Below are 21,338 nucleotides of genomic sequence, written 5' to 3' on the forward strand. Positions count from 1 at the left end.
TATGCCCGACCCTGACGATCGCGATTCACTCGCAGGCTTGCCGCTGGATCAATTGGTGGCGTGCCACGAATGCGACCTGCTGCTGCGCAAGCCCGAGCTCAAGACGGATGAAAAAGCGCAATGCCCGCGCTGCGGCTATGAGTTGTACGCCCATCGGCACAATGTGGTCGAGCGCAGCCTGGCCCTGGTACTGGCGGCCTTGCTGCTCTACGTGCCGGCGAACTTTCTGCCGATCATGCAACTCCATCTGTTGGGCCAGAACTCCGATGACACGGTGTGGAGCGGTGTGATCGGCCTGTACAACAGCGGCATGGGTGGCGTGGCGGTGGTGGTGTTCCTGTGCAGCATGGCCATTCCACTGCTCAAGCTGCTGTGTCAGCTGGTGGTGTTGCTGACCATCCGCTTGAACAGGGGCCGCAGCTACGGCCTGCTTCTTTACCGTTTTTATCACCACATGCGCGACTGGGGCATGCTTGAGGTCTACCTCATGGGCGTACTGGTCGCCATCGTCAAGCTGGTGGATATGGCCGAACTCAGCCTAGGGCTTGGCTTGCTGTGTTTTGTCAGTTTGTTGCTGGTTCAGGTCTGGCTGGAAGTGGTGATGTCCCCCCACCAGATCTGGGTAGCCTTGTCGGGAGAAGATGTGCATGCGGGCGATTGACGCAGGAATACTGATCTGTACCGAGTGTCATGAGCTCAACCGCCAGGAGGCGGGCGCCAGCAGCCAGACCTGCACACGCTGCGGGGCCCTGGTGCATGCACGCCGGCCCAACAGCCTGGCCCGCACCTGGGCGCTGCTGATTACCGCGGCCATCCTGTACATACCGGCCAACGTGCTGCCGATCATGACGGTCAGCACCCTGGGGCAGGGCAGCCCCGACACCATCATGTCCGGCGTCATCACCCTGATGCAGCACGGCATGCTGCCGATCGCGGCCGTGGTGTTCATCGCCAGCATTCTGGTACCTACCTTCAAGCTGGTGGGTATCGCCCTGCTGCTGTATTCGGTGCAGCGCCACCAGCCGCTGTCGGCACGCCAGCGCATCGTGATGTATCGCTTCATCGAATTCATCGGCCGCTGGTCGATGCTGGATATCTTCGTCATCGCGATCCTGGTGGCGGTGGTGAATTTCGGCCGGATTGCCAGTGTCGAAGCCAACCTGGGGGCCGTCGCCTTTGCCAGTGTGGTGATTCTGACAATGCTTGCTGCAGTAACTTTCGATCCCCGACTGATTTGGGATAACACGGAGTCGGATGACGACCATGAGTGATTTGCCTACGGCTAAAACCCGCCCAGCTTCGAACTGGTCGGCCATCTGGATTCTGCCCCTGATCGCATTGGTGATCGGTGGGTGGCTCGGCTGGCAGGCCTACCGTGAAGCGGGGGTGAACATCGAGGTTCGCTTCGAGAGCGGCGAGGGTATCGTCGCCAACAAGACCGAGGTGGTCTACAAGGGTATGTCGGTGGGTAAGGTCAAGAGCCTGGTACTTGACGACAAAGGCCGCAACAAAGGTGTCATCGCCACCATCGAGATGAACCAGGTGGCCGAGGAGCACCTGCGCAAGAACACTCGCTTCTGGCTGGTCAAGCCAAACGTGAGCCTGGCCGGGATCACCGGGCTGGAGACGCTGGTATCAGGCAACTACATTGCCGTGAGCCCGGGCGATGGCGAGCCGAGCAAGCGTTTCAATGCGTTGAGCGAAGCACCGCCGATGTCCGACAGCGTGCCCGGCCTGCATCTGACCCTCAAGGCCGATCGCCTGGGGTCGCTCAACCGTGACAGCCCCGTGTTCTACAAGCAGATCCAGGTTGGCCGGGTGAAGAGCTACAAGCTCTCCGACGACCAGGGTACGGTCGAGATCAAGGTGTTCATCGAGCCGGGCTATGCCGACCTGGTGCGCAAGCACACGCGTTTCTGGAACGCCAGCGGCGTGAGCATCGATGCCAACCTGTCGGGCGTGAAGGTGCGCAGCGAGTCGCTGGCCAGCATCGTTGCCGGCGGTATCGCATTCGCTACCCCCGAGCACCGCAAGGACAGCCCGCCCACCGACCCGAACCTGCCGTTCCGTCTTTTCGAAGACTTCGACGCCGCCCAGGCGGGTATCCGGGTCAAGGTCAAGCTGAGCGACTTCGAGGGCCTGCAGGCGGGCCGTACGCCGGTCATGTACAAAGGTATACAGGTAGGTTCGCTGAAAGCCCTGAAGGTCGATGCCGACCTCTCCAGTGCCATGGCCGAGCTGACCCTGGACCCGCTGGCCGAGGACTACCTGGTCGAAGGCACCCAGTTCTGGGTGGTCAAGCCGTCGATCTCCCTGGCGGGTATCACCGGCCTGGAGGCGTTGGTAAAGGGCAACTACATTGCTATCCGTCCCGGCGACAAGGGCGCCTCGCCTCAGCGTGAATTCGAAGCCCGGGCCAAGGCCCCGCCCCTCGATCTGAAGGCGCCCGGCCTGCACCTTGTGCTGTTCAGCGACAACCTGGGCTCGCTCGAGGTTGGCAGCCCGATCCTGTATCGGCAGGTAAAGGTGGGTAGCGTGCAAAGCTACCAGTTCTCCAGGAAGCAGCAACGCCTGCTGATTGGCGTGCACATCGAGCCCGAGTACGCCAACCTGGTCAATGGTTCGACGCGTTTCTGGAACGCCAGCGGCATTACCCTGACTGGCGGCCTGTCGGGCATCCAGATCAAGAGCGAGTCGCTGCAGAGCCTGATGGCCGGTGGCATCGCCTTCGATACGCCGAAACAGAATGTACCGCTCAAGCGTCGTATCCCCACCTTCCGCCTGCTGGCCAACCAGGAAGCGGCGGATCGCAAGGGCACCAGCATCACCATCAAGGTGGACCGTGCGGACGGCCTCAAGGTCGGCACCCCCATACGCTTCAAGGGGCTGGATGTCGGCAAGGTCGAAGCGGTGGACCTGGCGGAGGACCTGCAATCGGTGACGCTCAAGGCGCAGATCACCGAGGTGCCCGAGCGTATTGCGCGTGTGGGCACGCAGTTCTGGGTAGTCAAGCCGGCGCTGGGTATCGTCAAGACGGCCAACCTGGAGACGCTGGTCACCGGTCAGTACCTGGAAGTGCAACCGGCGGCGAAGAATCAGGGCCCGCAGCGCAACTTCGTGGCCTTGCCCGAGCCACCGGACCTGACCGCTCGCGAGGCTGGCCTGCCGGTGGTGCTCAGCGCTGCTCGACGCGGGTCGATCAAGGTCGGTGTGCCGGTCACCTACCGTGAAGTGCCGGTGGGCAAGGTCACGGGGTACGAACTGGGGCAGACAGCGGATCGCGTGCTGATCCATATCCTGATCGAGCCACGCTACGCCTCGCTTGTGCGCGGTGGCAGCCGTTTCTGGAACAGCAGTGGCTTCGGCTTCGATATCGGCCTGTTCAAGGGTGCTACGGTGCGTACCGAGTCGCTGGAGACCCTGATCGAGGGTGGCATTGCCTTCGCCACGCCAGACGGCGACAAGATGGGCAACGCAGCGTTGCCGCAGCAGACCTTTGCCCTGTTCGACAAGGCCGAGGACGAATGGCTGCAATGGGCGCCGAAGATCCCGCTCGGCAAGTAGGCAAGGCATAGCCCTTCGCCGACCAGGCCGTCTCCTGCAGGAGTCAGCCTGGTCGGCGAAGGGAGCGGCCCTGTCTTCCCGGCATCATCAAATCGCAGGCAATAAAAAACCGACCCTAGGGTCGGTTTTTTAACAAGCGTCGCTTAGGCAGCTGCAGCAATCTTCAGTGCCTTGATGTGGCCATTCAGACGGCCTTTATGGCGAGCAGCCTTGTTCTTGTGGATGATGCCTTTATCGGCCATGCGGTCGATAACTGGAACAGCCAGGATGTAAGCAGCTTGCGCTTTTTCGGCGTCTTTTGCGTCGATGGCCTTGACTACATTCTTGATGTAGGTGCGAACCATGGAACGCAGGCTGGCGTTGTGGCTGCGACGCTTCTCAGCCTGTTTTGCACGTTTTTTGGCGGAAGGTGAGTTGGCCACCGTCGAGCTCCTCGAAAGACTTGGTAAATAGCAAACAAAATAGGCCGCGAATCATGCCGATGAGTTGATCGGTTGTCAAGGGCGCTTGTTAGGTTCCGCTGAGCGGTCGATTCGCTGGAGGGGATGATTCCCTTCTGGCGCATGACCTGTAAACTCGGGAGTTTTGCTCTGTCTGCTTTGCGCGGCGGAGTATCGCATACTTGGATGCCGTTTAGGCCTCTCCTTCATCCATATGGCATGAAAATCTTTCGATGAATCTCCTCAAGTCCCTGGCTGCAGTCAGTTCCATCACCATGGTGTCGCGCGTGCTGGGCTTTGTCCGCGATACCATCCTGGCGCGCATCTTCGGCGCCGGTGTTGCCACCGACGCCTTTTTCATTGCCTTCAAGCTGCCCAACCTGCTGCGGCGAATCTTTGCCGAGGGGGCGTTTTCTCAGGCGTTCGTGCCGATCCTGGCCGAATACAAAAGCCAGCAGGGCGAGGAGGCGACCCGCACCTTCGTGGCCTATGTCGCCGGCCTGCTGACCCTGGTGCTGGCGGTGGTCACGGCGCTGGGGATCCTGGCCGCACCCTGGGTGGTGTGGGTCACCGCGCCGGGCTTCGTCGACAGCGCCGAGAAGTTCGAGCTGACCACCGACCTGCTGCGTGTGACGTTTCCTTATATATTGCTGATCTCGCTGTCGTCCCTGGCGGGCGCCATCCTCAACACCTGGAACCGCTTCTCGGTACCGGCCTTCGTGCCGACCCTGCTCAACGTCGCGATGATCTTCTTCGCGCTGTTCCTCACCCCGTACTTCGATCCGCCGGTGATGGCCCTGGGCTGGGCGGTACTGGCCGGCGGCCTGTTGCAGCTGCTGTACCAGCTGCCGCACCTCAAAAAGATCGGCATGCTCGTGCTGCCCCGCCTGAACCTGCGCGATACCGGGGTATGGCGCGTGCTCAAGCAGATGCTGCCAGCCATCCTCGGGGTGTCGGTAAGCCAGATCTCGCTGATCATCAACACCATCTTCGCCTCGTTTCTGGTGGCCGGCTCGGTGTCGTGGATGTACTACGCCGACCGCCTGATGGAGCTGCCCTCCGGGGTGCTGGGCGTGGCGCTGGGCACCATCCTGCTGCCGACCCTGGCCAAGACCTACGCCAGCAAGGACCGCCACGAGTATTCGCGCATCCTTGACTGGGGCCTGCGCCTGTGCTTCTTGCTGGTGTTGCCTTGCACCTTTGCCCTGGCAATTTTGTCCGAGCCACTGACGGTGGCCCTGTTCCAGTACGGCAAGTTCACCGCCTTCGATGCCGCCATGACCCAGCGCGCGCTGATCGCCTACTCGGTCGGCCTGCTCGGCATCATTCTGGTCAAGGTGCTCGCCCCTGGCTTCTATGCCCAGCAGAACATCCGTACACCGGTAAAGATCGCCATCTTCACCCTGGTGGCCACGCAACTGCTCAACCTGGTGTTCATCGGCTACCTGCAGCATGCCGGGCTGGCCCTGGCGATCAGTGTCGGCGCCTGCCTCAATGCCGGCCTGCTGTACTGGAAGCTGCGCCAGCAGAACCTGTTCGAGCCGCAGCCGGGCTGGACCGCCTACCTGCTCAAGTTGCTGGTGGCCGTACTGCTGATGGCCGGTGTGCTGGTGGCCGGCATGTGGTACATGCCTGCCTGGGAGCAGGGGCACATGCTCGAGCGGTTCCTGCGCCTGGGCGTACTGATTGGCGCAGGCGTGGTGACCTATTTCGGTTGCCTGTACCTGTTTGGTTTTCGTCCACGGGACTTCGCCCGCAAGGCGCTGCACTGATGGCCGGCGCGGGTCAGGCGTCGGTTTTGTGTTTTAGACGCCCTGGCATCGCGCTGCTGCCTGTCGTCGGCGCCCGGGTGTGGTTATAATCGACCACTTTATGAGCAAGAAGCGCGTTATGCAGCTGGTTCGAGGCCTTCACAACCTTCGCCCCGAGCATCGGGGCTGTGTTGCCACTATCGGCAACTTCGACGGTGTTCACCGCGGTCACCAGGCTATCCTGGCGCGTTTGCGTGAGCGCGCGGTAGCGCTGGGCGTACCCAGCTGCGTGGTGATTTTCGAGCCACAGCCGCGTGAGTACTTTGCACCGGACACCGCGCCCGCGCGCCTGGCCCGCCTGCACGACAAGGTCGCCCTGTTGGCCGCCGAAGGCATCGACCGGGTGCTGTGCCTGGCGTTCAACCAGCGCCTGTGCAAGCTCAGCGCCGCCGAATTCGTCGACACCATTCTGGTCGACGGCCTGGGCGTGCAGCACCTGGAGGTCGGTGACGACTTCCGGTTCGGCTGCGACCGGGTGGGTGACTTCACGTTCCTGCAGCAGGCCGGCCTGCGCCACGGCTTCACCGTGGAAGCGGCGCAAACCGTGGAGCTCGAGGGCCTGCGGGTCAGCAGCACGCAGGTGCGCGAAGCACTGGCGCGTGCCGACTTTGCCGTGGCCGAGCGTCTGCTGGGCCGCCCGTTCCGCATCCGCGGCCGGGTGCTGCATGGGCAGAAGCTGGCGCGCCAGCTGGGTTGGCCCACGGCCAACATACAACTCAAGCGTCATCGCGTACCGCTCACCGGGGTGTACCTGGTCAGCGTCGAACTCGATGGCCAGGCGTGGCCGGGTGTCGCCAACATCGGCGTGCGCCCCAGCGTTGCAGGTGATGGCCGCGCCCACCTGGAAGTGCATCTCCTGGATTTTGCCGGCGATCTGTATGGCCGGCGTCTCACGGTGGAATTCCACCACAAGCTGCGCGATGAGCAGCGATTCGCCTCCCTGGAGGCGCTGAAGTCGGCGATCGATGCGGATATCGCCGCCGCACGTGCCCATTGGCACGGTCAACCGCTAACGAAGAGCCTGAAATGACCGACTATAAAGCCACGCTAAACCTTCCGGACACCGCCTTCCCGATGAAGGCCGGCCTGCCACAGCGCGAACCGCAGATCCTGCAGCGCTGGGACAGCATTGGCCTGTACCAGAAGCTGCGCGAAATTGGCAAGGATCGTCCGAAGTTCGTGCTGCACGACGGCCCGCCCTACGCCAACGGCAAGATCCACATCGGTCACGCGCTCAACAAGATTCTCAAGGACATGATCTCGCGGTCCAAGACCCTGGCCGGCTACGATGCGCCGTACGTGCCGGGTTGGGACTGCCATGGCCTGCCGATCGAGCACAAGGTCGAAGTGACCCACGGCAAGCACCTCACCGCGGACAAGACCCGCGAGCTGTGCCGTGCCTACGCGGCCGAGCAGATCGAAGGGCAGAAGAAGGAATTCATCCGCCTGGGCGTGCTGGGTGACTGGGACAACCCCTACAAGACCATGGACTTCGCCAACGAAGCCGGCGAAATCCGCGCCCTGGCCGAAATGGTCAAGCACGGTTTCGTGTTCAAGGGCCTCAAGCCCGTGAACTGGTGCTTCGATTGCGGTTCGGCCCTGGCCGAAGCCGAGGTCGAATACGCCGACAAGAAGTCCCAGACCATCGACGTGGCCTTCAACGTGGCCGACGAAGCGCGGCTGGCCCAGGCCTTCGGCCTGTCGTCGCTGGCCAAGCCCGCCGCCATCGTGATCTGGACCACCACCCCGTGGACCATCCCCGCCAACCAGGCGCTGAACGTGCACCCCGAGTTCAGCTATGCCCTGGTGGACGTCGGCGACAAGCTGCTGGTGCTGGCCGAAGAGCTGGTCGAAGCCTGCCTCAAGCGCTACTCGCTGGAAGGTTCGGTGATCGCCACCGCGCCGGGCTCTGCACTGGAGCTGATCAACTTCCGTCACCCTCTGTACGATCGCCTGTCGCCGGTCTACCTGGCCGAGTACGTCGAGCTGGGCGCCGGTACCGGCGTGGTCCACTCGGCCCCGGCCTACGGTGAAGACGACTTCGTGACCTGCAAGCGCTACGGCATGGTCAACGACGACATCCTCACCCCGGTGCAGAGCAACGGCGTGTACGTCGACTCGCTGGAATTCTTCGGTGGCCAGTTCATCTGGAAAGCCAACCCGCACATCGTCGACAAGCTCGCCGAAGTGGGCGCGCTGATGTTCACCGACACCATCAGCCACAGCTACATGCACTGCTGGCGCCACAAGACCCCGCTGATCTACCGCGCCACCGCGCAGTGGTTCGTGGGCATGGACAAGCAGCCTGACAGCGGCGAAACCTTGCGCAAGCGCGCCCTCAACGCCATCGAAGAAACCAAGTTCGTGCCGGCCTGGGGCCAGGCGCGCCTGCATTCGATGATCGCCAACCGCCCGGACTGGTGCATCTCGCGTCAGCGCAACTGGGGTGTGCCGATCCCGTTCTTCCTGCACAAGCAGACCGGCGAACTGCACCCGCGCACCGTCGAACTGATGGAGCAGGTGGCCCAGCGCGTCGAGCTCGAGGGCATCGAAGCCTGGTTCAAGATGGACGCCGCCGAACTGCTCGGTGACGAAGCCGGCCAGTACGACAAGATCGCCGACACCCTGGACGTGTGGTTCGACTCCGGTACCACCCACTGGCACGTGCTGCGTGGCTCGCACAACATCGGCCACGAAAGCGGCCCGCGCGCCGACCTGTACCTGGAAGGTTCCGACCAGCACCGCGGCTGGTTCCACTCCTCGCTGCTCACCGGCTGCGCCATCGACGGCCATGCGCCGTACCGCGAGCTGCTGACCCACGGCTTCACCGTAGACGAGAACGGCCGCAAGATGTCCAAGTCGCTGGGCAACACCATCGAGCCGCAGAAGGTCAACGACACCCTGGGTGCCGACATCATGCGCCTGTGGGTATCGGCCACCGACTACTCCGGCGAGATGGCGGTTTCCGACCAGATCCTGCAGCGCAGCGCCGACGCCTACCGGCGCATCCGCAACACCGCGCGCTTCCTGCTCTCCAACCTGTCCGGCTTCGACCCGGCCCGCGACCTGCTGCCGGCCGACGACATGCTGGCGCTGGACCGCTGGGCGGTCGACCGTACCCTGCTGCTGCAGCGCGAGCTGGAAGAGCACTACGGCGAGTACCGTTTCTGGAACGTCTACTCCAAGATCCACAACTTCTGCGTGCAGGAGCTGGGCGGCTTCTACCTCGACATCATCAAGGACCGCCAGTACACCACCGGCGCCAACAGTGTCGCGCGCCGCTCGTGCCAGACCGCGCTGTACCACATCAGCGAAGCGCTGGTGCGCTGGATCGCACCGATCCTGGCGTTCACCGCCGACGAGCTGTGGCAGTACCTGCCGGGCGAGCGCAACGAGTCGGTCATGCTCAACACCTGGTACCAGGGCCTGACCGAGCTGCCGGAAGGCATCGAGCTGGACCGCGCCTACTGGGACCGCGTGATGGCCGTCAAGGCTGCGGTCAACAAGGAGCTGGAGAACCAGCGTGCGGCCAAGGCCATCGGCGGCAACCTGCAAGCCGAAGTCACCCTGTTCGCCGACGAGGCCCTGAGCACCGACCTGAACAAGCTGGGCAACGAACTGCGGTTCGTGCTGATCACCTCGGCAGCCAGCGTGGCGCCGTTCGTCGAAGCCCCGGCCGATGCCGTGGTTACCGAAGTGGCCGGCCTCAAGCTCAAGGTGGTCAAGTCGGGTCACGCCAAGTGCGGCCGTTGCTGGCACTTCCGCGCCGACGTGGGCGTGAACCCGGAGCATCCGGAAATCTGCGGTCGTTGCGTCGACAACATCAGCGGCAAAGGTGAGGTGCGTCACTATGCCTAACCCCAACGTGGGGCGCTTCGGGCGCCTCGCCTGGCTGTGGCTGAGCCTGCTGGTACTGGTCCTGGACCAGGCCAGCAAGCACTACTTCGAAGGTGCGCTGAGCCTGTACCAGCAGATCGTGGTCATCCCCGACTACTTCAGCTGGACTTTGGCCTACAACACCGGTGCGGCCTTCAGCTTCCTGGCCGACAGCTCCGGCTGGCAGCGCTGGCTGTTCGCCCTGATCGCCCTGGTGGTCAGTGCGGTGCTGGTGGTGTGGCTCAAGCGCCTGGGCCGCGACGACACCTGGCTGGCCGTTGCATTGGCCCTGGTGCTGGGCGGTGCGCTGGGCAACCTGTACGACCGCATCGTGCTCGGGCATGTGGTCGACTTCATCCTCGTGCATTGGCAGAACCGCTGGTACTTCCCGGCCTTCAACCTGGCCGACAGCGCCATCAGCGTGGGCGCCGTGATGCTGGCGCTGGATATGTTCAAGAGCAAAAAGTCCGGAGAACCCGTCCATGACTGATACCCGTATCGGCCAGAACACCGAAGTCACCCTGCACTTCGCGCTGCACCTGGAAAACGGTGATACTGTCGACAGCACCTTCGAGAAAGCTCCGGCGGTGTTCAAGGTCGGCGACGGCAACCTGCTGCCGGGCTTCGAAACCGCGATCTTCGGCTTCAAGGCCGGCGACAAGCGCACCGTCAGCGTGGCACCGGAGAACGCCTTCGGTCAGCCGAACCCGCAGAACGTGCAGATCATTCCCCGCTCGCAGTTCCAGGACATGGAGTTGTCCGAAGGCCTGCTGGTGATTTTCAACGACGCGGCCAACGCCGAGTTGCCCGGCGTGGTGAAGGCGTTCGATGACGCGCAAGTGACCATCGACTTCAACCACCCGCTGGCCGGCAAGACCCTGAACTTCGAGGTGGAAATCCTCGCAGTCAAGGCCCTTTGAGCCAGGAGTCAGCCATGCAGATCAAACTCGCCAACCCACGCGGCTTCTGCGCCGGCGTGGACCGGGCGATCGAAATCGTCAATCGCGCCCTCGAGGTGTTCGGCCCGCCGATCTATGTGCGTCACGAAGTGGTGCACAACAAGTTCGTGGTCGAAGACCTGCGCGCGCGCGGGGCGATCTTCGTCGAAGAGCTCGACCAGGTGCCCAATGACGTCATCGTCATCTTCAGTGCCCACGGCGTTTCCCAGGCCGTGCGCCAGGAAGCGGCGGGGCGTGGCCTCAAGGTCTTCGACGCGACCTGCCCGCTGGTGACCAAGGTGCACATCGAGGTGGCCAAGTACAGTCGCGATGGCAAGGAATGTATCCTGATTGGCCACGAAGGGCACCCCGAGGTCGAAGGCACCATGGGCCAGTACGACGCCAGCAATGGCGGTTCGATCTACCTGGTCGAAGACGAAGAGGATGTCGCCAACCTGCAGGTTCGTGACCCCGAACGCCTGGCCTTCGTGACCCAGACCACCCTGTCGATGGACGACACCAGCCGCGTCATCGATGCGCTGCGCACGCGCTTCCCCAGCATTGGCGGGCCGCGCAAGGACGACATCTGCTACGCCACCCAGAACCGCCAGGATGCGGTCAAGCAACTGGCTGACGAGTGCGACGTGGTACTGGTGGTGGGCAGCCCGAACAGCTCCAACTCCAACCGCCTGCGTGAGCTGGCCGAGCGCATGGCCACCCCGGCCTACCTGATCGACGGTGCAGAAGACATGCAGCGCAGCTGGTTCGACGGTGTCGAGCGTATCGGCATCACCGCCGGCGCCTCCGCCCCCGAAGTGCTGGTGCGTGGCGTGATCGCGCAGTTGCAGGAGTGGGGCGCCACAGGTGCCGACGAGCTCGATGGTCGCGAAGAGAATGTAACGTTCTCGATGCCCAAGGAGCTACGGGTGCGTTCACTGATCTGACCCGGCGGCCGCGCACAGCGGCTGATCGGTGGCGAGCTGGCGCAGGCTGACCCGCCCGGTGCGTGACAGCACCACCTGATGCAGGCTCCGGGTTCCGGGACTTTCGCACACGTGCAGGCTCCCGGCCTGGAACGCACCGCCCGCCTGCAGCGGTACCCCCAGCCCGCTGAAATGCACCTGCCGCGCCAGCGGCTGATTGCCCACCACACGAACCTTCCCGCTGGCACGGTACTCGTGCAGCAAGCCTTCATCGTCGGCGCTCATTCGCCATCCCTTGCTCCAGTCGCCCTCAAGGGCCGTCAGGCTGACTCGCTGATTGCGCAGCAGGGCTTCGCTGCGGGCGCTGCGCAAGGCCTGGGCAAGGTTCTGCGCGCTGGCCTCGCGCTGTAGGCTCACGCTCATGGCGCTGTAGGCCGGCAGCCCTAACTGCGTCAGCGCCGCGGTCAGCCCCAGCGCATACATCATTTGTATCAGTGTTACGCCCTGTTGCCCCATCGTGCATCCCTCCCTGGAAGTGCTTCTCTGTAGATTCAGTGCCGCTCGGTTGGGCGTCCAGTCGGCCGGGTAGGCAATCACATGGGGAAATTTCGCAGGAGGCGAACATGGCCAGGAGGCTGCAGCAGGGCATGACCCTGATCGAAGTGATGGTGGCGCTGCTGGTGCTGTCACTGGGGGTAATGGCGGCTGCTGCGCTGCAAGGGCGGGCGTTGCACGGCACCGACGGCGCGCTGCGTACCACCCAGGCGCTGTACCTGGCCCAGGCCCTGCTCGAAGGCGCGCGCGCTGCGGGCGGGCTGAGGGCGGGGGAGGCCAGCGCCTTGCAACGCGAGCTGGTGAAGGTGGCCGGCGCGTCCGCGCAGGCACAGGTGCGCCAGGCGGGCAATGGGTTCGCACTCGACCTGCACTGGCAGGGCGGTGGCCTTGCTGTGCAGGGGCAGGTGGGACCATGAGGCGCGACACCGGTTTCGGCCTGGTCGAGGCGCTGCTGGCGTTGAGCCTGGGCGTGCTGCTGGTGCTGGCCGGCAGCCGTCTGTTCATCGGTGCGCTGCAGGGTTGGCAGGCGCAGGGCGCACTTGCGCAATTGCAGGAGGATGCGCGCTTTGCGCTGCAGCGCATGGCCCGTGACATCCGCATGGCCGGTGCATTCGGCTGCCTGCGGCGCGAGGCGATCAGCTTTGCCGACCCTGCTATTGCCGCGACATTTGCCCTGCCGATCAGTGTCAGCCTCGAGCCTGACGGCACCCTGCGCAGCCTGAGCCTGGTTGGCGTGCAGGGTGGGGAGGCCGGTGGCCCGCCCAACTGGACGCTGCTCACCGACTGCCTGAGCACCGCCCAGGTGCAGGCAGGCGAGCGCTTGCCCGGGCCACACCAGTTCGCCTTGCCCGTTCGTCAGCAGGTGTACCGCCTGGTGGACGGGCAACTGCTGCTCACCAGTGGTGGCAGCCACGCGGTGCTGATCGAACATGTCAGCCGGCTGCAGGTTGACCTGGGCGTGGCGGGCGAGGGCGGTGAGCTGGCCTGGATGACGGCGGTGCCCGACCCTTCGCGCATTCGCAGCATCCGCCTGCGCCTGACCCTGAACGACCCTGCTGAACGGGTGCGCGCGCAAACCTATCAGATGGTCGCCGCCGTGCGTAACCGCCTGCCATGAAGCTGCAACGGGGCATGGCGCTGCTGGTGTGCCTGGTGCTGATGCTGCTGTGCGGCCTGCTGGGTGTTTCGGTGATGCACAGTGCCGCCTTGCAGGCACGCATGGCCGGCAACCTGGTGATGGCATTGCAGGCGTTCGAAGCGGCGGAAACCACGTTGCGGCTCGCCGAGGCCCGTGTGCTGGCGGGGCTTGAGCCACCGGGCCCGTGCGTGTACTGCCTGCCGCCGCCGGAGGCACCCAGGGTACGCGCCGCCGGTGTGCAGGGCGGGGCGGGGCCAAGCTCCGGGCTGGCTTGGCAGGCGCAAGAGCCTGGCTTCTTCCTGGTACAGAACCTGGGCCGCAGCTCGCGCCCCGCGCGGTTGCCCGACGGCCTTGAGGTGCAGCTGCTTCGGGTGACTGCCGTGGGGCGTCAGCAGCAGGCGCGGGTGGTGCTGGAGAGCGTGCTGGCGCAGCCAGTGGTGCCGGCTGCGTGGCCGGCGCAACGTATCTTGTGGCGGCAGATCCACTAGGGGCGCACAACATGCCGCGAACTCATCAGGGCCTGAGCCTGATCGAACTGTTGATTGTCGTCGCCGTGGTCGGCATTCTGGCGGGCATTGCCTACCCCAGCTACCGCGACACGGTGAAAAGAGCCGCACGCAGCGAGGTCGTGGGGCTGCTGTTCGACAGTGCGCAGCACCTGGAGCGCCATCGCGCCCGCACGGGCCAGTATGCCGATACCGACGCCGTGATCACCCCGTTGCCCCCCGGCACAGGCCATTACAGCCTGCACGCCAGCCGCGAGGCCGAGGGTTTCAGCCTGCTGGCCCGGCGTCATGCCGGCGGGCTGATGGCCGGCGACGCCTGTGGCGACTTCGAGCTCGATCAGCAGGGTGTGCGCGGCAACCCCGGCGCCAGCAACGAGGCGGACGGGGGTTGCTGGGGTAACTGACGTCTTTCATACGGGTACTGGACCAATAGATGACCAAGCAAGTAGTGATTGTCGGCGGTGGGGTGATCGGCCTGCTGACTGCGTTCAACCTGGCGGCCGATGTCGAGCAGGTGGTGGTGTGCGACAAGGGCGCGCTCGGCCAGGAGTCTTCCTGGGCCGGGGGCGGGATCGTGTCGCCGTTGTACCCGTGGCGCTACAGCCCGGCGGTTACCGCCCTGGCGCATTGGTCGCAGGACTTCTATCCGCAGCTGGGCGAGCGTCTGTTCGCCAGCACCGGTGTAGACCCCGAGGTGCATACCACCGGCCTGTACTGGTTGGACCTGGACGATGAAGCCGAGGCGCTGGCCTGGGCGGCCCGCGAGGGGCGCCCGTTGAGTGCAGTGGATGTGGCCCGCGCCTATGCGGCGGTGCCCGTGCTGGGGCCGGGCTTCGAGCGGGCCATCTACATGGCGGGTGTGGCGAACGTGCGCAACCCGCGCCTGGTCAAGTCGCTCAAGGCGGCGTTGCAGGCCCTGCCGAACGTGACCCTTCGCGAGCATTGTGAAATCACCGGGTTCAGCCGCGAGGGCGAGCGTATTTGCGGCGTTGAAACCGTCGATGGCCCGATCCGCGCCGACCAGGTGGTGCTTACGGCGGGGGCCTGGAGTGGCGACCTGCTGCGCCCGCTGGGCCTGGAACTGCCGGTGGAGCCGGTGAAAGGGCAGATGATCCTGTTCAAGTGTGCGGAGGATTTCCTGCCGAGCATGGTGCTGGCCAAGGGGCGCTACGCGATCCCACGGCGTGACGGGCACATTCTGGTCGGCAGCACACTGGAGCATGCAGGCTATGACAAGACGCCCACCGAAGCGGCGCTGGCGAGCCTGAAGGCCTCGGCCATCGAATTGCTGCCGGCGCTGGCCGATGCCACGCCGGTCGGGCATTGGGCGGGGTTGCGGCCAGGCTCACCGGAAGGTGTGCCGTACATCGGCCAGGTGCCCGGGCATGAAGGCTTGTGGTTGAACTGCGGGCATTACCGCAACGGGCTGGTGCTGGCGCCCGCGTCCTGCCGGTTGTTCGCCGACCTGCTGCTGGGGCGTGCGCCGATCATCGACCCGGCGCCGTACGCGCCGGGGCCGCGCCTGCTGTAACAGCAGGCATGTGGAAGCCGGCCTGGCCGGCGAAGGGGCCCTCAGCCCTGGCGGGTATCGTTGGGCCCCTGCTCCAGATGCGCCGGGCTGCAATACCACAGCTGGCCCCGGTGCAAGGCACGGTCGGTGGGCAGGTGCACGCCGCAATGGGCGCAGCGCACCATCTTCAGCGGGTCATCGAGGGTAGGGCGAGTATCGGCAGCAGTGCCGGCCTTGAACTTGCGCCACAACCAGAACGCAGCAGCAATCAGGGCAATCCAGAGAATTAGGCGAACCATGGTGTCCAGCTTTGTCGAATGAAGAGCCCCCAGTTTAGGGCCTGGCAACAAAAAAGGGAGGCCATCAGGCCTCCCTTTTTCATTCACCGTATGGCGTGTCAGTCGAATACGCCAAAGGTCATGTAGCTGAACCACGAACGGTCTTCGTTGTTGCCTTCGGCTTCGTGGTTTTCTTCTTCGATCACGTCGCCATTTTCGTCCTTGGGCAGCAGTTCCTGCGGGATCGCGTCTTTGGCGTCCTGGTACTGCTTCTGCACGTCCTGGTTGGCGCGGGTCTGGCCTGGCGGCAGCGGCGGCGCGCTGGAGATCAGGCCCAGGGTGGCCTTGGACAGCCACGAGCGGTTGTCCGCCTCGTCCTGCTGCGGCACGAACTGGCCGTCTTTCAGGCTCGGGTGATCGGGGTAGTTGAGTTTCAGGGTTTCCAGGCTGGTGGCTGCCAGTTCGTCCAGGTGCAGACGCATGTAGGCTTCGGTCATCACCGCCAGGCCGTCACCGACCGATGGGGTTTCCTGGAAGTTTTCCACCACGTAGCGGCCACGGTTGGCGGCGGCCACATACGCCTGACGGGTCAGGTAGTAGTCGGCCACGTGGATCTCGTAGGAGGCCAGCAGGTTGCGCAGGTAGATCATGCGCTGCTTGGCGTCCGGCGCGTAGCGGCTGTTGGGGAAGCGGCTGGTGAGCTGGGCGAACTCGTTGTACGAGTCACGCGCTGCGCCCGGGTCACGCTTGGTCATGTCCAGCGGCAGGAAGCGCGCCAACAGGCCGCGGTCCTGGTCGAACGAGGTCAGGCCCTTGAGGTAATAGGCGTAGTCGACGTTCGGATGCTGCGGATGCAGGCGGATAAAGCGCTCGGCAGCCGACTTGGCAGCCTCGGGCTCGGCGTTCTTGTAGTTCGCGTAGATCAGCTCCAGCTGCGCCTGGTCGGCATAGCGGCCGAACGGGTACCGCGACTCCAGGGCCTTGAGCTTGGAGGTGGCGCTGGTATAGCTGTGGTTGTCCAGGTCGGCCTGCGCCTGCTGGTACAGCTCGGTTTCGCTGAGGTTTTCGTCGACGACTTCCTTCGAAGAACAAGCAGCGGTGAGTCCGAGGATGGCGATCAGCAGCAGGTGTTTCACTTGCATGGCGGCTTGCGTCCCTATGACGGCTGCTGTCTTGGGCGAGGCCGTCCTGTTATGATGAGCACCCCGTTGGAACCCTCGGGGCAAAAGACGCCGTATTTAACCACAAGCGTGCAGCTGAAACCAAAGGCTGTGCCTCCGCCTGATTCGAGCATGTCCGAGAAAATTGAACTTCGCGCAGAGGTACCGTCCGAATTGGGCGGGCAACGCCTCGACCAAGTCGCCGCCCAACTGTTTGCCGAGCACTCGCGCTCGCGCCTTTCCGCCTGGATCAAAGAAGGCCTACTGACCGTCGATGGCAACGTCGTGCGTCCGCGCGACATCGTCCATGGCGGCGCCCTGCTGGCGCTTGACGCCGAGCAGGAAGCCCAGGGCGAGTGGGTGGCGCAGGACATCGAACTGGACATCGTCTACGAAGACGAGCACATCCTGGTCATCAACAAGCCGGCCGGGCTTGTGGTGCACCCGGCTGCCGGTCATGCCGACGGCACCCTGCTCAATGCCCTGCTGCACCACGTGCCGGACATCATCAACGTGCCGCGCGCCGGCATCGTGCACCGCCTCGACAAGGACACCACCGGTCTGATGGTGGTGGCCAAGACCATTCAGGCGCAGACCCAGCTGGTAGCCCAGTTGCAAAGTCGCAGCGTCAGCCGCATCTATGAATGCATCGTGATCGGCGTGGTTACCGCAGGTGGCAAGATCAACGCCCCGATCGGTCGTCACGGCCAGCAGCGCCAGCGCATGGCGGTGATGGAGGGCGGCAAGCAGGCAGTCAGCCACTATCGCGTGCTCGAACGCTTCCGCTCGCACACCCACGTGCGCGTCAAGCTGGAAACCGGGCGTACCCACCAGATCCGCGTGCACATGGCCCACGTCAACTTCCCGTTGGTCGGCGACCCGGTATACGGCGGGCGCTTCCGCATCCCGCCGGCGGCCAGCGTGACCATGGTCGACGCGCTCAAGACCTTCCCGCGCCAGGCCTTGCACGCACGCTTCCTGGAGCTGGATCACCCGGTGACCGGTGAGCGCATGGGCTGGGAGTCGTCCCTACCGGACGACTTCGTATGGCTGCTGTCGCTGCTCAAGCAGGACCGCGAGGCCTTCGTCGGATGAGCCCGCTGACGCACCACCTGCTGACCCCCGACTGGCCTGCGCCAGCCTGGGTCAAGGCGTGCGTCACCACCCGGGGCGGCGGCGTGAGCCTGGCGCCCTACGATTCGTTGAACCTGGGCGACCACGTCGGTGACGCCCAGGCCGCAGTGGCCGAGAACCGTCGGCGCCTGACCGCGCAGTTCGGCATCCAGCCCGCCTGGCTCAAGCAGGTGCACGGCATCGATGTGGTCGAGGCCGACCCGGCGCTGGTTGCCGAAGCCGACGCCAGCTGCACCAGCACCCCCGGCATCGCCTGCACGTCCATGACCGCCGACTGCCTGCCGGTACTGTTCTGCGACCGTGCCGGCACCCGCGTGGGCGCTGCCCATGCCGGCTGGCGCGGGCTGGTGGGTGGTGTGCTGGAGGCCACGCTCGATGCGCTGGGCGTACCGGCCAGCGAGGTGCTGGTATGGCTGGGCCCGGCCATCGGGCCCCAGGCATTCGAGGTGGGCGGCGAAGTGCGCGAAGCCTTCATGACCGTTCATCCGGAAAGTGCCAGCGCCTTCGTGGCGGGGGCGCAGCCCGGCAAGTTCATGGCCGACATCTATGCACTGGCGCGCATTCGCCTGGCGGCCCGTGGCATCACTGCCGTGTATGGCGGCGGCCTGTGCACCGTGAGCGACCCACGCTTCTATTCCTACCGTCGCAGCCCCGTTACCGGGCGCTTCGCTTCGCTGATCTGGCTGGCGCCTCGCTGACCTGGATCAAGCCCGCTACGCTTGAATCTTCCACAATCACCCTTATCTATAGGGGTATCTCAGGCAGGTTTTTCTTCATCAGGTGTGTCCATCGCTCCGGCCTGCCCATTAAAGGAAGGTAAGTTATGCGAATAGACCGTTTGACCAGCAAGCTGCAACTGGCGTTATCCGACTCCCAGTCCCTGGCGGTTGGCATGGATCACCCCGCGATCGAGCCTGCGCACCTGTTGCAGGCGCTGATCGACCAGCAGGGTGGTTCGATCAAGCCCCTGTTGATGCAGGTGGGCTTCGACGTCAACAGCCTGCGCAAGGAACTGGGCAAAGAACTCGACCAGTTGCCAAAAATCCAGAACCCTACCGGCGACGTCAACATGTCGCAGGACCTGGCACGCCTGCTCAACCAGGCCGACCGCCTGGCCCAGCAGAAGGGCGACCAGTTCATCTCCAGCGAGCTCGTGCTGCTGGCGGCCATGGACGAGAACAGCAAGCTCGGCAAGTTGCTGCTCGGCCAGGGCGTGAGCAAGAAGGCGCTTGAAAACGCCATCAGCAACCTGCGCGGCGGCGAAGCGGTGAACGACCCCAACGCCGAGGAATCGCGCCAGGCCCTGGACAAGTACACTGTCGACCTGACCAAGCGTGCCGAAGACGGCAAGCTCGACCCGGTGATCGGCCGTGACGACGAGATCCGTCGCACCATCCAGGTGCTGCAACGCCGTACCAAGAACAACCCGGTGCTCATCGGTGAGCCTGGCGTGGGTAAGACTGCCATCGCCGAAGGCCTGGCCCAGCGCATCATCAATGGCGAAGTGCCCGATGGTCTGAAGGGCAAGCGCCTGCTGTCGCTGGACATGGGCGCGCTGATTGCCGGCGCCAAGTTCCGCGGCGAGTTCGAAGAGCGCCTCAAAGGCCTGCTCAACGAGCTGTCCAAGCAGGAAGGCCAGATCATCCTGTTCATCGACGAGCTGCACACCATGGTCGGAGCAGGTAAAGGCGAAGGCTCGATGGATGCCGGCAACATGCTCAAGCCTGCGCTGGCGCGCGGCGAGCTGCACTGCGTCGGTGCCACCACGCTGAACGAGTACCGCCAGTACATCGAGAAGGATGCGGCGCTGGAGCGTCGGTTCCAGAAGGTATTGGTAGAGGAGCCGAGCGAGGAAGACACCATCGCCATCCTGCGTGGCCTCAAGGAGCGTTACGAGGTGCACCACAAGGTGGCGATCACCGACGGCGCGATCATTGCCGCGGCCAAGCTCAGCCATCGCTACATTACCGATCGTCAGTTGCCCGACAAGGCCATTGACCTGATCGACGAGGCGGCCAGCCGCATTCGCATGGAGATCGACTCCAAGCCCGAGGTGCTCGACCGTCTGGAGCGTCGCCTGATTCAACTGAAGGTGGAATCCCAGGCGCTGAAGAAGGAAGACGACGAGGCGGCCCTCAAGCGCCTCGAGAAGCTGACCGAGGAGATCGTGCGGCTGGAGCGTGAGTACTCCGACCTGGAAGAGATCTGGACCTCGGAAAAAGCCGAAGTGCAGGGCTCTGCGCAGATCCAGCAAAAGATCGAGCAGTCCCGTCAGGAGCTGGAAACCGCCCGCCGCAAGGGCGACCTGAGCCGCATGGCCGAGTTGCAGTACGGGGTGATCCCGGACCTGGAGCGCAGCCTGCAGATGGTCGACCAGCACGGCAAGGCCGAAAACCAGCTGCTGCGCAACAAGGTGACCGAGGAAGAGATCGCCGAGGTGGTGTCGAAGTGGACCGGTATCCCGGTATCCAAGATGCTCGAAGGCGAGCGCGAGAAGCTGCTGAAGATGGAAAGCCTGCTGCACCAGCGCGTGATCGGCCAGGAAGAGGCCGTGGTGGCCGTGGCCAACGCGGTGCGTCGTTCGCGGGCCGGGTTGTCCGACCCTAACCGGCCAAGTGGTTCGTTCCTGTTCCTGGGCCCTACCGGTGTGGGTAAAACCGAGCTGTGCAAGGCACTGGCCGAGTTTCTGTTCGACACCGAAGAGGCCATGGTGCGTATCGACATGTCCGAGTTCATGGAGAAACATTCCGTGGCGCGGCTGATTGGTGCACCGCCAGGCTACGTGGGTTACGAAGAGGGCGGCTACCTGACCGAAGCCGTGCGGCGCAAACCCTATGCGGTAGTGCTGCTGGACGAGGTCGAGAAGGCCCACCCGGACGTGTTCAACGTGTTGCTGCAAGTGCTTGAAGACGGTCGCCTGACCGACAGTCATGGCCGTACCGTGGACTTTCGCAACACGGTGATCGTGATGACCTCCAACCTGGGGTCGGCACAGATCCAGGAACTGGTGGGTGATCGCGAGGCGCAGCGCGCTGCGGTGATGGACGCGGTGGGTTCGCATTTCCGCCCCGAGTTCGTCAACCGTATCGACGAAGTGGTGGTGTTCGAGCCTCTGGGTCGCGACCAGATCGCCGGTATCACCCAGATCCAGCTGTCGCGTCTGCGCAGCCGTCTGGCCGAACGCGAGCTGAGCCTGGAGCTGAGCCCCGAGGCCCTCGACAAGCTGATCGCGGTCGGTTACGACCCGGTGTATGGCGCACGGCCGCTGAAACGGGCGATCCAGCGCTGGATCGAGAACCCGCTGGCGCAACTGATTCTGTCGGGTCAGTTCATGCCGGGCAGCAGCATCACCGCCAAGCTGGAGGGCGAAGAGATCGTCTTTGCCTGAGTTTTCGGCGGGTTACGCTAAGGCCTCGATTTTCGAGGCCTTTTTTCTTTGCATTTTGCTTCGAGTGCTTGTAAAGTGCGCCCCGCTGTATGTCACCCCGCAGGTTTCCGGCAGAAG

Annotated in this window: 21 protein-coding genes; 17 read left to right on the forward strand and 4 right to left on the reverse strand. The window is 64.2% G+C overall.

Going from position 1 to position 21,338, the window contains the following annotated elements; genetic code table 11:
• Position 1: 1 nt before the first annotated feature.
• Genes CR917_RS21625 through CR917_RS21635 form a run of 3 tightly spaced genes read left to right on the forward strand, consistent with a single transcriptional unit; the run spans position 2 to position 3,564 of the window.
• Positions 2–661, forward strand: coding sequence for a paraquat-inducible protein A (locus tag CR917_RS21625; protein WP_043860301.1), 660 nt, complete (start codon positions 2–4; stop codon positions 659–661).
• The gene (locus CR917_RS21630) at positions 648–1,271 is read left to right on the forward strand and encodes a paraquat-inducible protein A (RefSeq protein WP_104572943.1); all 624 of its coding nucleotides are present in this window, start codon (positions 648–650) and stop codon (positions 1,269–1,271) included. The genes CR917_RS21625 and CR917_RS21630 overlap by 14 nt, the downstream gene beginning before the upstream one ends.
• On the forward strand, positions 1,264–3,564 hold the full coding sequence (locus CR917_RS21635; protein ID WP_078479466.1) for a PqiB family protein: 2,301 nt from the start codon (positions 1,264–1,266) through the stop codon (positions 3,562–3,564). The genes CR917_RS21630 and CR917_RS21635 overlap by 8 nt, the downstream gene beginning before the upstream one ends.
• Positions 3,565–3,707: 143 nt before the next feature.
• Here CR917_RS21635 and rpsT read toward each other — a convergent pair whose 3' ends face one another.
• A complete protein-coding gene (rpsT, locus tag CR917_RS21640) occupies positions 3,708–3,986 on the reverse strand; it encodes a 30S ribosomal protein S20 (RefSeq protein WP_043860304.1) in 279 nt (92 codons plus the stop codon).
• Between the two features lie 251 nt (positions 3,987–4,237).
• Here rpsT and murJ point away from each other — a divergent pair, with 251 nt between their 5' ends.
• The 6 genes from murJ to ispH all read left to right on the forward strand — a co-directional run bounded on the left by murJ (position 4,238) and on the right by ispH (position 11,573).
• A complete protein-coding gene (murJ, locus tag CR917_RS21645) occupies positions 4,238–5,776 on the forward strand; it encodes a murein biosynthesis integral membrane protein MurJ (RefSeq protein ID WP_043860305.1) in 1,539 nt (512 codons plus the stop codon).
• 118 nt (positions 5,777–5,894) lie between these two features.
• Positions 5,895–6,845 (forward strand): bifunctional riboflavin kinase/FAD synthetase, encoded by a 951-nt coding sequence (ribF, locus tag CR917_RS21650; protein WP_054914919.1) that lies wholly within the window; start codon positions 5,895–5,897, stop codon positions 6,843–6,845.
• Complete coding sequence (gene ileS / locus CR917_RS21655; protein WP_043860307.1) at positions 6,842–9,673, forward strand: isoleucine--tRNA ligase; 2,832 nt, start codon at positions 6,842–6,844, stop codon at positions 9,671–9,673. The genes ribF and ileS overlap by 4 nt, the downstream gene beginning before the upstream one ends.
• Positions 9,666–10,181 (forward strand): signal peptidase II, encoded by a 516-nt coding sequence (gene lspA, locus CR917_RS21660; protein WP_043860308.1) that lies wholly within the window; start codon positions 9,666–9,668, stop codon positions 10,179–10,181. The genes ileS and lspA overlap by 8 nt, the downstream gene beginning before the upstream one ends.
• The gene (gene fkpB, locus CR917_RS21665; RefSeq protein WP_104572944.1) at positions 10,174–10,611 is read left to right on the forward strand and encodes an FKBP-type peptidyl-prolyl cis-trans isomerase; all 438 of its coding nucleotides are present in this window, start codon (positions 10,174–10,176) and stop codon (positions 10,609–10,611) included. The genes lspA and fkpB overlap by 8 nt, the downstream gene beginning before the upstream one ends.
• A gap of 14 nt (positions 10,612–10,625) precedes the next feature.
• Complete coding sequence (ispH, locus tag CR917_RS21670) at positions 10,626–11,573, forward strand: 4-hydroxy-3-methylbut-2-enyl diphosphate reductase (protein ID WP_043860310.1); 948 nt, start codon at positions 10,626–10,628, stop codon at positions 11,571–11,573.
• Here the strand turns inward: ispH and CR917_RS21675 are convergent.
• The gene (locus tag CR917_RS21675; protein ID WP_256589741.1) at positions 11,562–12,038 is read right to left on the reverse strand and encodes a GspH/FimT family protein; all 477 of its coding nucleotides are present in this window, start codon (positions 12,036–12,038) and stop codon (positions 11,562–11,564) included. The two genes, ispH and CR917_RS21675, sit on opposite strands and share 12 nt — an antisense overlap.
• Before the next feature lie 137 nt (positions 12,039–12,175).
• On the opposite strand from CR917_RS21675, the gene pilV reads away from it, so the two are divergent.
• The 5 genes from pilV to thiO are packed head-to-tail and all read left to right on the forward strand — an operon-like array spanning position 12,176 to position 15,282.
• Positions 12,176–12,523 (forward strand): type IV pilus modification protein PilV, encoded by a 348-nt coding sequence (gene pilV, locus CR917_RS21680; RefSeq protein WP_104572946.1) that lies wholly within the window; start codon positions 12,176–12,178, stop codon positions 12,521–12,523.
• Entirely contained in the window at positions 12,520–13,224 is a 705-nt protein-coding gene (locus CR917_RS21685) for a PilW family protein (RefSeq protein WP_104572947.1), read from the forward strand. The genes pilV and CR917_RS21685 overlap by 4 nt, the downstream gene beginning before the upstream one ends.
• Positions 13,221–13,733: a PilX N-terminal domain-containing pilus assembly protein gene (locus tag CR917_RS21690; RefSeq protein ID WP_104572948.1), complete on the forward strand. Its 513-nt coding sequence runs from the start codon at positions 13,221–13,223 to the stop codon at positions 13,731–13,733. The genes CR917_RS21685 and CR917_RS21690 overlap by 4 nt, the downstream gene beginning before the upstream one ends.
• Positions 13,734–13,744: 11 nt before the next feature.
• Positions 13,745–14,155: a type IV pilin protein gene (locus CR917_RS21695; RefSeq protein ID WP_043860314.1), complete on the forward strand. Its 411-nt coding sequence runs from the start codon at positions 13,745–13,747 to the stop codon at positions 14,153–14,155.
• 29 nt (positions 14,156–14,184) lie between these two features.
• A complete protein-coding gene (gene thiO, locus CR917_RS21700; protein WP_100633437.1) occupies positions 14,185–15,282 on the forward strand; it encodes a glycine oxidase ThiO in 1,098 nt (365 codons plus the stop codon).
• Positions 15,283–15,323: 41 nt separating this feature from the next.
• Here the strand turns inward: thiO and CR917_RS21705 are convergent, their stop codons facing one another.
• Both CR917_RS21705 and CR917_RS21710 read right to left on the reverse strand, forming a co-directional pair.
• Complete coding sequence (locus CR917_RS21705) at positions 15,324–15,560, reverse strand: PP0621 family protein (RefSeq protein WP_043860316.1); 237 nt, start codon at positions 15,558–15,560, stop codon at positions 15,324–15,326.
• Between the two features lie 98 nt (positions 15,561–15,658).
• Positions 15,659–16,681, reverse strand: a complete 1,023-nt coding sequence (locus CR917_RS21710) for an outer membrane protein assembly factor BamD (RefSeq protein ID WP_043860317.1) — start codon at positions 16,679–16,681, stop codon at positions 15,659–15,661.
• Positions 16,682–16,831: 150 nt separating this feature from the next.
• Between CR917_RS21710 and rluD the strand changes: the two genes are divergently transcribed.
• The 3 genes from rluD (at position 16,832) to clpB (ending at position 21,221) form a co-directional block, all read left to right on the forward strand.
• On the forward strand, positions 16,832–17,794 hold the full coding sequence (gene rluD / locus CR917_RS21715) for a 23S rRNA pseudouridine(1911/1915/1917) synthase RluD (protein WP_043860318.1): 963 nt from the start codon (positions 16,832–16,834) through the stop codon (positions 17,792–17,794).
• Positions 17,791–18,531, forward strand: coding sequence for a peptidoglycan editing factor PgeF (gene pgeF, locus CR917_RS21720; protein ID WP_078479475.1), 741 nt, complete (start codon positions 17,791–17,793; stop codon positions 18,529–18,531). The genes rluD and pgeF overlap by 4 nt, the downstream gene beginning before the upstream one ends.
• Positions 18,532–18,656: 125 nt before the next feature.
• The gene (gene clpB, locus CR917_RS21725; protein WP_043860320.1) at positions 18,657–21,221 is read left to right on the forward strand and encodes an ATP-dependent chaperone ClpB; all 2,565 of its coding nucleotides are present in this window, start codon (positions 18,657–18,659) and stop codon (positions 21,219–21,221) included.
• The last annotated feature ends 117 nt before the right edge of the window (positions 21,222–21,338 follow it).

The organism is Pseudomonas sp. BRM28, assembly GCF_002939405.1.
Lineage (GTDB): Bacteria > Pseudomonadota > Gammaproteobacteria > Pseudomonadales > Pseudomonadaceae > Aquipseudomonas > Aquipseudomonas palmensis.